11 protein-coding genes are annotated in these 12,681 nt (G+C 62.7%); 8 read left to right on the forward strand and 3 right to left on the reverse strand.

All coding sequences use genetic code 11. From position 1 onward, the window contains the following. Positions 1 to 17: 17 nt before the first annotated feature. The 3 genes from ubiX to ACMGGN_RS19420 all read right to left on the reverse strand — a co-directional run bounded on the left by ubiX (position 18) and on the right by ACMGGN_RS19420 (position 4,045). The gene (ubiX, locus tag ACMGGN_RS19410) at positions 18 to 647 is read right to left on the reverse strand and encodes a flavin prenyltransferase UbiX (protein ID WP_012312538.1); all 630 of its coding nucleotides are present in this window, start codon (positions 645 to 647) and stop codon (positions 18 to 20) included. Further along, positions 644 to 1,993 (reverse strand): UDP-N-acetylmuramate:L-alanyl-gamma-D-glutamyl-meso-diaminopimelate ligase, encoded by a 1,350-nt coding sequence (gene mpl, locus ACMGGN_RS19415; RefSeq protein ID WP_119688203.1) that lies wholly within the window; start codon positions 1,991 to 1,993, stop codon positions 644 to 646. Before mpl ends, ubiX begins: the two co-directional genes overlap by 4 nt. Before the next feature lie 66 nt (positions 1,994 to 2,059). Next, positions 2,060 to 4,045 (reverse strand): sigma-54-dependent Fis family transcriptional regulator, encoded by a 1,986-nt coding sequence (locus ACMGGN_RS19420; RefSeq protein WP_414156222.1) that lies wholly within the window; start codon positions 4,043 to 4,045, stop codon positions 2,060 to 2,062. 256 nt (positions 4,046 to 4,301) lie between these two features. On the opposite strand from ACMGGN_RS19420, the gene ACMGGN_RS19425 reads away from it, so the two are divergent. The 8 genes from ACMGGN_RS19425 to ppa all read left to right on the forward strand — a co-directional run bounded on the left by ACMGGN_RS19425 (position 4,302) and on the right by ppa (position 12,559). After that, positions 4,302 to 5,822 carry an aldehyde dehydrogenase family protein gene (locus tag ACMGGN_RS19425; RefSeq protein WP_414156223.1) on the forward strand — a complete coding sequence of 507 codons (1,521 nt, stop codon included), beginning with the start codon at positions 4,302 to 4,304 and terminating at the stop codon, positions 5,820 to 5,822. A 168-nt stretch (positions 5,823 to 5,990) separates the two neighbouring features. After that, the gene (eat, locus tag ACMGGN_RS19430) at positions 5,991 to 7,439 is read left to right on the forward strand and encodes an ethanolamine permease (RefSeq protein WP_039604782.1); all 1,449 of its coding nucleotides are present in this window, start codon (positions 5,991 to 5,993) and stop codon (positions 7,437 to 7,439) included. A 48-nt stretch (positions 7,440 to 7,487) separates the two neighbouring features. Continuing rightward, positions 7,488 to 8,882, forward strand: a complete 1,395-nt coding sequence (locus tag ACMGGN_RS19435; RefSeq protein WP_174140984.1) for an ethanolamine ammonia-lyase subunit EutB — start codon at positions 7,488 to 7,490, stop codon at positions 8,880 to 8,882. Between the two features lie 8 nt (positions 8,883 to 8,890). After that, positions 8,891 to 9,709: an ethanolamine ammonia-lyase subunit EutC gene (eutC, locus tag ACMGGN_RS19440; protein WP_414156224.1), complete on the forward strand. Its 819-nt coding sequence runs from the start codon at positions 8,891 to 8,893 to the stop codon at positions 9,707 to 9,709. 107 nt (positions 9,710 to 9,816) lie between these two features. Next, positions 9,817 to 10,275, forward strand: coding sequence for a GNAT family N-acetyltransferase (locus ACMGGN_RS19445; protein ID WP_012312531.1), 459 nt, complete (start codon positions 9,817 to 9,819; stop codon positions 10,273 to 10,275). 191 nt (positions 10,276 to 10,466) lie between these two features. Then, positions 10,467 to 11,114, forward strand: coding sequence for a DedA family protein (locus tag ACMGGN_RS19450; protein ID WP_012312530.1), 648 nt, complete (start codon positions 10,467 to 10,469; stop codon positions 11,112 to 11,114). Positions 11,115 to 11,122: 8 nt separating this feature from the next. Continuing rightward, complete coding sequence (locus ACMGGN_RS19455) at positions 11,123 to 11,938, forward strand: zinc-dependent peptidase (RefSeq protein WP_414156225.1); 816 nt, start codon at positions 11,123 to 11,125, stop codon at positions 11,936 to 11,938. Between the two features lie 93 nt (positions 11,939 to 12,031). Beyond that, positions 12,032 to 12,559, forward strand: a complete 528-nt coding sequence (ppa, locus tag ACMGGN_RS19460) for an inorganic diphosphatase (RefSeq protein WP_414156226.1) — start codon at positions 12,032 to 12,034, stop codon at positions 12,557 to 12,559. Positions 12,560 to 12,681: the final 122 nt, after the last annotated feature.

A 12,681-nucleotide genomic window follows, 5' to 3' on the forward strand; every position in this document is an offset into this window, starting at 1 on the left:
TGCAGGTAAAGTGCGCTTCAATCATCCGCCCCAAGATGATGCTCCCCCCAACGCGGCAACATGTCCTGCGGGATGTTCAGCAGGTTGAGAACACGCGCCACGACGAAGTCGACCAGGTCATCGATGGTCTGCGGCTGGTGATAGAAGCCTGGGGCCGCCGGCAAGATAACCGCGCCCATCTGCGAGAGCTTGAGCATGTTCTCCAGATGGATGGTCGAGAATGGCGCCTCGCGCGGCACCAGGATCAGCTGGCGACGCTCCTTGAGGGTCACGTCGGCGGCACGTTCGATCAGGTTATTGCAGGCCCCGGTGGCGATGGCCGACAAGGTGCCGGTGGAGCACGGCACCACCACCATGGCCGCCGGTGCGCCGGAGCCCGAGGCCACCGGCGACATCCAGTCCTCCTTGCCATACACGCGGATCTGCCCATCGGCAGCGCCGGTGTACTCGGTAAGAAAGGCCTGCATGGCCTGAGGCTTGGGCGGCAGCAGCACGTCGGTCTCGGTGGACATCACCAATTGCGCGGCCTTGGAGATGAGAAAATGCACCTCACGGTCTTCGCGCACCAGGCAATCGAGCAGACGCAAGCCATACTGCGCGCCGGAGGCGCCGGTCATGGCCAGGGTGATGCGTTCCGGCCCGCTCACTTCAGGGCCTCGGCCAGCTTGCCATGCAGGCCGCCAAAGCCGCCATTGCTCATGATCACCACGTGTGTGCCCGGCCGCGCCTGGCCCTTGACCCGCTCGATGATCGCTTCGAGGCTGTCGGCGACCACGCTCGGCACCTTGCACTGCGCCGCAGTCGCCGCCAGGTCCCAGCCCAGGTTGGCTGGCGCATACCAGACTACCTGGTCGGCATCGTTGACGCTTTCCGGCAGGCCGTCACGGTGCGCGCCCAGCTTCATGGAGTTGGAACGAGGCTCGATGATGGCGATCACCGGTGCCTCGCCCACCCGCTTGCGCAGGCCGTCGAGGGTGGTGGCGATAGCCGTCGGATGGTGAGCGAAGTCGTCGTAGATAGTCACGCCCTGAACTTCTGCGACCTTCTCCATGCGCCGCTTGACGCTCTTGAACGCGCTCAGGCCTTCAATACCCATGGCAGGCACCACCCCCACGTGACGGGCAGCGGCCAACGTTGCCAACGCGTTGGCAACGTTGTGCTGGCCGGTCAGGGCCCAGTCCACAACGCCTTGCGCTTGCCCCTCGAACAGCACTTCGAAGCGCGAGCCGTCGGCACTGAGCAAGCGCGCCTGCCATTGGCCACCCTCGCCGGTGGTCTGCACTGGCGTCCAGCAACCCATGCCGATTACCCGCTCCAGCGCCTGTTCGGTGGTCGGATGGATCACCAGGCCTTCGCTCGGAATGGTGCGCACCAAGTGATGGAACTGGCGCTCGATGGAGGCCAGATCCGGGAAGATGTCCGCGTGGTCGAACTCAAGGTTATTGAGAATCGCAGTGCGCGGACGGTAGTGCACGAACTTCGAACGTTTGTCGAAGAACGCGCTGTCGTATTCGTCGGCCTCCACCACGAAGAACGGCGTATCGCCCAAGCGTGCCGACACCGAGAAGTTCTGCGGCACGCCACCGATCAGGAAGCCGGGGCTCATGCCGGCATGCTCCAGGACCCAGGCCAGCATGCTGCTGGTGGTGGTCTTGCCGTGGGTACCGGCCACGGCCAGCACCCAACGCCCCTGCAGCACATGGTCGGCCAGCCACTGGGGGCCGGATACATAAGGCAGGCCTTTGTTGAGCACATGCTCCACCGCCGGGTTGCCCCGCGACATGGCGTTGCCGATCACCACCAGGTCCGGCGCCGGGTCCAGCTGGGCCGGGTCATAGCCTTGGGTCAGCTCGATGCCCTGGGCCTGGAGCTGGGTGCTCATCGGTGGGTAGACGTTGGCGTCCGAACCGGTCACACGGTGGCCGAGTTCTTTGGCCAGCACCGCCAGCGAACCCATGAAAGTGCCGCAAATACCGAGAATATGAATATGCATGGTCGACCTCGCAAAACTTCGAGGCAGGGTAGCCCAGGGCGCGGGAAATCGCACTCGCTGTTTCGCTCAGACGCCCCTGGCGATGCCGTGTTTGCGCAGTTTGCGATACAAGGTATTGCGGCTGATACCCAAGTGCTCGGCGACACGGGTCAGGTGCCAGCGGTTTGCCTCCAGTACCGATAACAGGGCCTGGCCCTCCGCCTGTAGGAGCGGCCTTGTGTCGCGAAAGGGCTGCGAAGCGGCCCCCGCAAACTGGGCAGCGCTATCGAAATCCTGGGGCCGCTCGGCGGCCCTTTCGCGACACAAGGCCGCTCCTACAGGGCTGGAGGTGTTGCGCACGATTGCGGGCAGATCCGCAAACGCGACATGACAATCCTCACACAATGCCACCAGCGTACGCAGCACGTTGCGCATCTGGCGCACATTGCCCGGCCAGGCAAAATCCAGCAGCGCCTGGCGGGCGCTTGGCTCGATTTCGATGGCCTGGCCTTGCGCCTCCTGTCGCAACAGAAAATCCAGCAACTGAGCCTTGTCACTTCGCTCGCGCACCGCCGGCATTGCCACTTCCAAGCCATTGAGCCGGTAATAGAGGTCCTCGCGGAATGTGCCCTGCTCCACCCGCTCAAGCAGGTCGCGGTGGGTAGCACTGACGATCCGCACATCGACCGCTTGCGGCTCACCACCGATCGGCACCACCTGACGTTCCTCCAGCACCCGTAGCAGACGGGTCTGCAGCGCCAGCGGCATGTCACCGATCTCGTCGAGCAACAATGTGCCGCCATCGGCCTGCAGCAGCTTGCCGCGCATGCCTTCCTTGCGCGCCCCGGTAAAACTGCCGCCGCGGTAACCGAACAACTCGCTCTCTATCAGGCTTTCGGGAATCGAGGCGCAGTTGACTGCCACGAACGGCTTGCCGCGCCGCTGGCTAGCGTGGTGCACTGCCTGGGCGAAGGCTTCCTTGCCACAACCGGTCTCGCCCGACACGAGCAGTGGCACATCACGCTCGAACACCCGCAGCGCACGCCGGAAATCACCCTGCAGCGCCGGGTCCATCAGACAAATGCCGGGGGCAGCCTCTGGCCGGGCTTCGGGCAAACCCGCCGGCACCGCCCACACCGGTGCCTTCGCCTGCCCGCGCAAGCTGGCAAATACCTGGCGACCATCACGCGTATACAGCGGCCAGGCCGTGCTGCCATTGGGCATGGCGCGGCTGAAGAGCTCATCATGGTTACAGGCAAAAAACATTTCCAGCGGCTTGCCCAGTACCCCGCCACGGACGGTGCCCAACAGGTTGAGGGCGCTCTGGTTGGCCGCGCAGACACGGCCATCGGCGTCGAACGCCAGCAGCCCTTCGCTGAACAACCCCACCGACTCGGCCTGCAGATGGAAGCGCAGCAACCATTGCTGCTCGAAGTGGCGCAGGAAGTAACAGCTCTCGATCATCTTTGCCGAAAGGTTGACCAGCGCCATGGTATGAAACTGGCTCTGACGCGAGACATCCGGCCTCGCCGATGACACATCGAGCACTGCCAGCAGCTCGCCATGCGGGTCGAAAACAGGGCTGGCCGAACAGGTCAGCCCGGTGTGCCGCCCGCGAAAGTGTTCGTTCTGATGGATGGTCAGCGCCTGGCGCTCGACCAGGCAGGTGCCGATGCCGTTGGTGCCTTCGCGCGCCTCGCTCCAGTCAGCGCCCAACCACAACCCTGCACGCTCGAAAATGCGCCGTTCGCTGGGTGCGGTGACACAATTGAGGATGACACCGCGCGCATCGGTCAGCAGTACCGCGTGCCCGGCACCTGATAGCTGCTGGTGCAGGCTGTTCATTTCATTGTCGGCGATTTTCAGCACCTGGTTCAGGCGCTCACGGCTTTCGAGCAGGCGGCCGTGTTCCAGCACGACCGGCGCCGCAAGCACCTCGGGATCAAGATGATAGTCCTCCAGGCATCGCAGCCAGGATCGGGCAATCGACGGGTCGCTACCGGCACCGCCGGCTTCGCCGTGGGCAACGGTATGCACTTGCTGGGCATGCCGACTGAGGTGGTGGCTCTGCATTGGTTTTTGTTCTCCGCAGATAGAGCGTCCTGCCAGCATCCTCCACCCGCCCGGGCTTTGCAATGCACCGCAATCAAGCGTGTCGCAAACGGTACAAAGTGTCACCCAGGCCGTGCCACTTCTGGGACAACCCCCTCTGCAGGCTCATCCAGAAACTGCGCAAACCCTTGATTCCAATGGCCCTCCCCACGCTGGCCCAACCTTTGCTCTACGCTTTCCAACTCCTCAACAAACACAATTAACCAGGAGACACACCATGCGTTATGCACATCCCGGTACCGAAGGCGCGAAGGTTTCCTTCAAGAGCCGCTACGGCAACTACATCGGTGGTGAATTCGTAGCTCCGGTCAAGGGGCAGTATTTCGACAACACCTCCCCGGTGAATGGCAAGCTGATCGCTGAATTCCCCCGCTCCACTGCCGAAGACATCGACAAGGCGCTCGACGCCGCCCACGCAGCCGCCGATGCCTGGGGCCGCACCTCGGTGCAGGAACGCTCCAACGTGCTGCTGAAGATCGCCGACCGCATCGAGCAGAACCTGGAAGTGCTGGCCATCGCCGAAACCTGGGACAACGGCAAGCCGGTCCGCGAAACCCTCAACGCCGACATCCCGCTGGCGGTCGATCACTTCCGCTACTTCGCCGGCTGCATACGCGCCCAAGAGGGCGGTGCCGCCGAGATCAACGAAAATACCGTGGCCTATCACATCCATGAGCCACTGGGCGTGGTCGGGCAGATCATCCCGTGGAACTTCCCGATCCTGATGGCCGCCTGGAAACTGGCGCCGGCCCTGGCCGCTGGCAACTGCGTGGTGCTCAAACCGGCCGAGCAGACCCCGCTGGGCATCACCGTGCTGGTAGAGCTGATTGGCGACCTGCTGCCGCCCGGCGTGCTCAACGTAGTCCAGGGCTATGGCCGCGAGGCCGGCGAAGCACTGGCCACCAGCAAGCGCATCGCCAAGATCGCCTTTACCGGCTCTACCCCGGTCGGCTCGCACATCATGAAATGCGCCGCCGAGAACATCATCCCGTCTACCGTCGAACTGGGCGGCAAATCACCCAACGTCTACTTCGAAGACATCATGCAGGCCGAGCCGAGCTTCATCGACAAGGCTGCCGAAGGCATGGTGCTGGCGTTCTTCAACCAAGGCGAGGTATGCACCTGCCCGTCGCGGGCGTTGGTGCAAGAGTCGATCTACCCGCAGTTCATGGAAGTGGTGATGAAGAAGGTGCTGCAGATCAAGCGCGGCGACCCGCTCGACACCGACACCATGGTCGGCGCCCAGGCTTCGCAACAGCAGTTCGAAAAAATTCTGTCGTACCTGCAGATCGCCCAGGATGAAGGCGCCGAACTGCTGACCGGTGGCAAGGTGGAGAAGCTGGAAGGCGCGTTGGCGACCGGTTACTACATCCAGCCGACGCTGCTCAAAGGCAACAACAAGATGCGCGTGTTCCAGGAAGAAATCTTCGGCCCGGTGGTCAGCGTCACCACCTTCAAGGACGAAGCCGAGGCACTGGCCATCGCCAACGACACCGAGTTCGGCCTTGGCGCCGGTGTATGGACCCGCGACATCAACCGCGCCTACCGCATGGGCCGCGGCATCAAGGCTGGCCGCGTATGGACCAACTGTTACCACCTGTACCCGGCGCACGCCGCGTTCGGCGGGTACAAAAAGTCCGGCGTGGGCCGTGAAACCCACAAGATGATGCTCGACCATTATCAGCAGACCAAGAACCTGCTGGTGAGCTACGACATCAACCCGCTGGGCTTCTTCTAAGCGGCAGCGGCAAGCTGCAAGCTGCAAGAAAAAGCGGATAGAACGCCGACCTGCTTTTTCTTCAGGCTTGTAGCTTGCGGCTTGTAGCTTGCATGGCTCGCTTCCTGCAGTACCCATCACCATCGGCCGGAACCCTTCCGGCCACCAAGAAAAAGAACAGGTGAAACTATGCCAAGCGATCAATCCTCCGGCGCACCGGCAGGCGCTTCCGTCGATTTCGAAAAGGTCGGTTCGGACTATTTCCAGCAACGTGAACTGAAAAAAGGCGCCGCCGGCTGGGTCCTGCTGGTGGGCCTGGGCGTCGCCTACGTGATCTCCGGCGACTATGCCGGCTGGAACTTCGGCCTCGCCCAAGGTGGCTGGGGCGGCATGTTCCTTGCCACCCTGCTGATGGCCACCATGTACCTGTGCATGTGCTTTTCGCTGGCCGAACTGTCCTCGATGATCCCTACCGCCGGGGGCGGCTATGGCTTTGCCCGCAGCGCCTTCGGGCCGTGGGGCGGCTTTCTGACAGGCACGGCGATCCTCATCGAGTACGCCATCGCTCCGGCAGCCATCGCGGTGTTCATCGGTGCCTACTGCCAGTCCCTGTTCGGCATTGGCGGCTGGATGATCTACCTGGCGTTCTACATCGTCTTTATCGGCATCCACATCTTCGGGGTCGGTGAAGCCCTGAAGCTGATGTTCATCATCACCGCCGTCGCCGCCATCGCCCTGGCTGTCTTCCTTGTGGGCATGGTGCCCCATTTTGATGCGGCGAACCTGTTCGACATCGCCCAGACCGACGCGGTCGGCGCCAGCAGCTTCCTGCCGTTCGGTTATGTTGGCGTGTGGGCGGCAATACCCTACGCGATCTGGTTCTTCCTGGCGGTAGAAGGCGTGCCGCTGGCGGCCGAGGAAACCAAGAACCCGAAACGTGACCTGCCACGCGGCCTGATTGGCGCAATGCTGGTGTTGCTGGCGTTTGCCCTGCTGATCCTCGTGGTAGGCCCGGGTGGTGCGGGCTCCGAAGCGCTCAAAGCCTCCGGTAACCCACTGGTAGAAGCACTTTCCAAGGCGTATGGCGGTTCCACCTGGATGGGCGGCTTCGTCAACCTGGTTGGCCTGGCCGGTCTGATTGCCAGCTTCTTCTCGATCATCTATGCCTATTCGCGGCAGATCTTCGCCCTTTCCCGCGCCGGCTACCTGCCGCGCAAGCTGTCCGAAACCAACAAGAGCAAGGCCCCGGTACTGGCCCTGATCATCCCTGGCATCATCGGTTTCGGCCTGTCACTGACCGGCCAGGGCGACCTGCTGATCCTGGTTGCGGTGTTCGGTGCGACGCTGTCTTATGTACTGATGATGGCCGCGCACATCACCCTGCGCATCCGCCGGCCCAAGATGGAACGCCCCTATCGCACCCCTGGTGGCATCTTCACCTCGGGCGTAGCCCTGGTGCTGGCATGCATCGCCGTGGTCGCAGGCTTTTTGGTCGACCCACGGGTGGTGATTGGCGCCGCAGTGATCTATGCAGTACTGATTGCCTACTTTGCGTTCTACAGCCGCCACCACTTGGTTGCGGGTACACCGGAAGAGGAATTCGCCGCGATCCAGAAGGCCGAAGAGGCCCTGCACTGATTGCCGACACCTGCCGCGGGCACGCCCGCGGCACTCTGGAGATTCTGTATGGCAAGTTTCGTACACACGGTAGGCCACCTGGTCTACCGCTTCGACAGCCTCAAGGACGTGATGGCCAAAGCCAGCCCCGCACGTTCCGGGGATTACCTGGCTGGCGTTGCTGCCGCCAACGACGGTGAACGGGTGGCGGCGCAGATGGCACTGGCCAATATTCCGCTCAGCCACTTCCTCAGCGAAGCGCTCATCCCGTACGAGCAGGACGAAGTTACCCGCCTGATCATCGACACTCACGACGCCCAGGCCTTCGCCCCGGTCAGCCACCTCACCGTCGGCGGCCTGCGTGACTGGCTGCTCAGTGACGAAGCCGACGAGGACAGCATGCGCGCCCTGGCGCCTGGCCTGACCCCGGAAATGGCCGCTGCTGTATCGAAGGTCATGCGCGTACAGGACCTGGTACTGGTGGCGCAGAAGATCCGTGTAGTCACCCGTTTTCGCGGCACCATGGGCTTGCGCGGGCGCCTGTCGACCCGCTTGCAGCCCAACCACCCCACTGACGAGCCGGCCGGGATTGCCGCCAGCATTCTCGATGGCCTGCTGTACGGTAACGGCGACGCCATGATCGGCATCAACCCTGCCACCGACAGCATCGCCTCGATCTGCGCCATGCTGGAAATGCTCGACGCCATCATCCAGCGCTATGACATTCCCACCCAGGCCTGTGTACTGACCCACGTCACCACCTCGATCGAGGCAATCAACCGCGGCGTGCCGCTGGACCTGGTGTTCCAGTCGATTGCCGGCACCGAGGCGGCCAACGCCGGCTTTGGCATCAACCTCAACGTGCTGCAGGAAGGTTACGAGGCCGGGTTGTCGCTCAAGCGCGGCACGCTGGGGCAGAACCTCATGTATTTCGAAACCGGCCAGGGCAGCGCCCTGTCGGCCAACGCTCACCACGGCGTCGACCAGCAAACCTGCGAAACTCGCGCCTATGCCGTGGCCCGCCATTTCAAGCCGTTTCTGGTCAACACCGTGGTCGGCTTCATCGGCCCCGAGTACCTGTACAACGGCAAGCAGATCATCCGTGCCGGCCTTGAGGACCACTTCTGCGGCAAGCTGCTGGGCGTGCCGATGGGGTGCGACATCTGCTACACCAACCACGCCGAGGCCGATCAGGACGACATGGACACCCTACTGACCCTGCTGGGTGTGGCCGGGATCAACTTCATCATGGGCATCCCCGGCTCCGACGACATCATGCTCAACTACCAGACTACCTCGTTCCATGACGCGCTTTATGCGCGCCAGACACTGGGCCTCAAACCCGGGCCTGAGTTCGAGGCTTGGTTGCAGCGCACCGGTATATTCACCCAGGCCGATGGCCGGGTACGCTTCGGCGACAACCTGCCGCCGGCGTTCCGCCAGGCCTTGGCACAGCTGGCATAGAGGTGACCATGGACCGTCAGATACCCACCCCCGAAAATCCTTGGCTGGCCCTGCGCAACCTGACGCCGGCGCGTATCGCCCTTGGCCGCAGCGGCATCAGCCTGCCAACCAGCGCCCAGCTGGACTTCCAGTTCGCCCACGCCCAGGCCCGCGATGCCGTGCACCTGGCATTCGACCACACGGCACTGAGCGAACAATTGAAGGAACGCGGGCGTGACAGCCTGGTACTGCACAGCGCCGCCAGCGACCGCAACCAGTACCTGCAACGCCCGGACCTGGGCCGGCGCCTGAACGAGCGCTCGGTGGAGCAATTGCGCCAGCACGCCCAGACCAACCCTGGCGGCTGCGACCTTGCCATCGTGGTGGCCGACGGCCTCTCGGCCCTGGCCGTGCATCGCCATACCTTGCCGTTCCTGGCCCGTTTCGAGGAACAGGCCGCTGCCGATGGCTGGACCAGCGCACCGGTGGTGTTGGTGGAGCAAGGCCGGGTAGCCGTGGCCGACGAAGTGGGCCAACTGCTGGGGGCGCGCATGACCGTAATGCTGATCGGCGAGCGCCCCGGGCTCAGTTCACCCGACAGCTTGGGCTTGTACTTCACCTACGCGCCGAAGGTGGGCCTGACCGACGCTTACCGCAACTGCATCTCCAACGTGCGCCTGGAAGGCCTGAGCTACGGCATGGCCGCGCATCGCCTGCTATACCTGATGCGCGAGGCCTGTCGCCGACAGCTGTCTGGCGTGAACCTCAAGGACGAAGCGGAGGTCCATACCATCGACAGTGAAAACACCTCTAATCAAAAGGGCAATTTCCTACTCGGTGAAGGGTAAAGAACATGTCACGGACGGCGGATTGCGCTTCTGGCCGGCATTGGGCAGCATGCGATTGAAAGCTGCTGGCATTCCGCTGTTTCCCAAATGGACTCTGAGGGCCGCACATGCGCATTATCAAGGCAACCCTGGAACACCTCGACCTGCTCACCCCGCTGTTCGTCCGATACCGCGAGTTCTATGGGCAACTGCCATACCCGGACAGCTCGCGCAAATTCCTGGAAACGCGCCTCAAACGCGACGAGTCGGTCATTTACCTGGCACTGCCGGACGATGACGACGCCAAACTGCTGGGCTTCTGCCAGCTCTACCCGAGCTTCTCGTCGCTGTCGCTCAAGCGGGTATGGATTCTCAATGACATCTATGTGGCCGAAGACTCACGTCGCATGCTGGTGGCTGACCACCTGATCCGTGAAGCCAAGAAAATGGCCAAGGATACCCAGGCCGTGCGCATGCGGGTTTCGACCAGCGCCAACAACGAGGTGGCGCAGAGGACCTATGAATCCATCGGTTTTCGCAAGGATACCGAGTTCGAAAGCTACATCTTGCCGATCAGCCAAGACTGATCAGTACTGGCCCGGGCGCCGGCTGGCCGGCGATCGGGCCGGTACCTGCACCCTCAGTAACCCCCCGCTACAAACTCTCCGGGCATCCTCGCGACTTGGCCGTATAATGCCTGCTCCTGGCATGTCTGAAAATTTACCCTACCGCAAGTCCGCTCGCCCGTAGCTGCGGGTCAAGAACACAGGTGCTGTACATGGATTTCAACCCGCTGGACCTCATCCTGCATCTCGATGCCTACCTTGATCTGCTGGTCACCAATTACGGCCCCTGGATCTACGCCATCCTGTTCACCGTGATTTTCTGCGAGACCGGCCTGGTGGTAATGCCCTTCCTGCCGGGTGATTCACTGCTGTTCATCGCCGGCGCCGTGGCCGCAGGTGGCGGCATGGACCCGGTGCTGCTGGCCGGCCTGCTGATGGCTGCGGCAATCATGGGTGACAGCACCAATTACGTGATCGGGCGAACGGCAGGTGAACGGCTTTTCAACAAACCCGATTCGAAAATCTTCCGCCGCGACTACCTGCAGCGCACCCATGAATTCTATGAACGCCATGGTGGCAAAACCGTGACCCTGGCGCGCTTCCTGCCGATCCTGCGCACCTTCGCGCCGTTCGTCGCGGGCATCGCCCACATGCATTACCCGCGCTTCCTGGCCTTCAGCGTTGCAGGCTCGCTGCTGTGGGTAGGTGGCCTGGTGACCCTCGGCTACTTCTTCGGCAACGTGCCATTCATCAAGCAGCACCTTTCGCTGATGGTGGTCGGCATCATCTTCCTGTCGCTGGTACCCATGGTCCTGGGCCTGCTGCGCGGCCGCCTGGGCCGCACCGCCAAGGCACACTGACAAACGCCATGTGGTCCTTCAGCGCCTGGCGGCGCAAGCGCACGCTGGCGCGCTACCCGGTCGATCCACAGCAATGGCAGGTGATCCGTGAACGCCTGCCGATGCTCGACGGCATCAGCGACGACGAAGACCGTCGGCTACGTGATGCCTGCATCCTGTTCCTGCTCGACAAGCACCTGACCACCCTGCCCGGCGTCGAGCTGGATGACCAGCAACGCCTGTTCCTCGCCGCCCAGGCCCAGCTACCGCTGTTGCACCTGGGGGAACTCAACTGGTACCAGGGTTTTCACGAGATCATCCTCTACCCGGACGACTTCAAGAGCCCGCAGCGCCATCGCGACGCCAGTGGCGTGGAGCATGTCTGGGATGGTGAACACAGCGGTGAGGCCTGGCAGCAGGGCCCGGTGATCATGGCCTGGGCCGGGGTGCTGGCCAGCGGCGGCTGGGAAGCCTACAACCTGGTGATCCACGAGCTGGCGCACAAGCTCGACATGCTCAATGGCGATGCCAATGGCCTGCCACCGCTGCACAGCGACATGCAGGTTGAAGACTGGGCCACGGCCATGCAGCAGGCGTATGACGACCTCAACCGCCAGCTGGACGCCGACCCTGAAACGCAAACGGCCATCGACCCTTATGCGGCCGAAAACCCGGCAGAATTCTTTGCCGTCACCAGCGAGTACTTCTTCAGCGCGCCCGACCTCTTGCAGCAGGCTTATCCACAGGTGTACCGGCAACTGTCACTGTTCTACCGCCAGGACCCTCTGGCGCGCCTGACGCGGTTGCAGGCCGAACACCCTGACTACCGCGAAAGCCACGTCTGATGCGCCCGCGCATCAGGTCGGGCGTGGCATGCCCAGGCCGAATGTGCCTATAATCGCCGCCACTTTTTTGATCAAACACGGGGGCACTGCCCAATGAGCTACAGCAAGATTCCGGCTGGCAAAGACCTGCCGAACGACATCTACGTCGCCATCGAGATCCCGGCCAACCACGCGCCGATCAAGTACGAAATCGACAAGGACAGCGATACCCTGTTCGTCGACCGCTTCATGGCTACCCCGATGTTCTACCCGGCCAACTACGGCTTCATCCCGAACACCCTGGCCGACGACGGTGATCCGCTGGACGTGCTGGTGGTTACGCCTTACCCGGTCGCCCCAGGTTCGGTCATCCGCGCCCGCCCGGTCGGCGTTCTGAACATGACCGACGACGGCGGCGGCGACGCCAAGGTCATCGCTGTTCCGCACGACAAGCTGTCGCAGCTGTACGTTGACGTGAAGGAATACACTGACCTGCCAGCACTGCTGATCCAGCAGATCGAACACTTCTTCGCGAACTACAAAGATCTCGAGAAGGGCAAGTGGGTCAAGATCGAAGGCTGGGAAGGCGCCGACGCCGCCCGCGCCGCGATCATCAAATCGGTCGCTGCCTACAAGGGCTGATACCGGTTGCACCAAGCCCCGCTTCGGCGGGGCTTTTTTGTGTGCGCGCTGCAATGGTAAAAAATCCTACGCAGTCCTAATCCAGCGTCCTACCGTTAGGCGTTTTTCGTACACATCACGTC

This window comes from Pseudomonas sp. BNK-30 (assembly GCF_047456185.1).
GTDB lineage: Bacteria > Pseudomonadota > Gammaproteobacteria > Pseudomonadales > Pseudomonadaceae > Aquipseudomonas > Aquipseudomonas putida_E.

Bases quoted from the DNA above. Each gene is read 5' to 3' on its own strand.
- mpl (WP_119688203.1), bottom strand. From the start codon at position 1,993: ATGCATATTCATATTCTCGGTATTTGCGGCACTTTCATGGGTTCGCTG.
- ACMGGN_RS19420 (WP_414156222.1), bottom strand. From the start codon at position 4,045: ATGCAGAGCCACCACCTCAGTCGGCATGCCCAGCAAGTGCATACCGTT.
- ACMGGN_RS19425 (WP_414156223.1), top strand. From the start codon at position 4,302: ATGCGTTATGCACATCCCGGTACCGAAGGCGCGAAGGTTTCCTTCAAG.
- eat (WP_039604782.1), top strand. From the start codon at position 5,991: ATGCCAAGCGATCAATCCTCCGGCGCACCGGCAGGCGCTTCCGTCGAT.
- ACMGGN_RS19435 (WP_174140984.1), top strand. From the start codon at position 7,488: ATGGCAAGTTTCGTACACACGGTAGGCCACCTGGTCTACCGCTTCGAC.
- eutC (WP_414156224.1), top strand. From the start codon at position 8,891: ATGGACCGTCAGATACCCACCCCCGAAAATCCTTGGCTGGCCCTGCGC.
- ACMGGN_RS19445 (WP_012312531.1), top strand. From the start codon at position 9,817: ATGCGCATTATCAAGGCAACCCTGGAACACCTCGACCTGCTCACCCCG.
- ACMGGN_RS19450 (WP_012312530.1), top strand. From the start codon at position 10,467: ATGGATTTCAACCCGCTGGACCTCATCCTGCATCTCGATGCCTACCTT.
- ACMGGN_RS19455 (WP_414156225.1), top strand. From the start codon at position 11,123: ATGTGGTCCTTCAGCGCCTGGCGGCGCAAGCGCACGCTGGCGCGCTAC.
- ppa (WP_414156226.1), top strand. From the start codon at position 12,032: ATGAGCTACAGCAAGATTCCGGCTGGCAAAGACCTGCCGAACGACATC.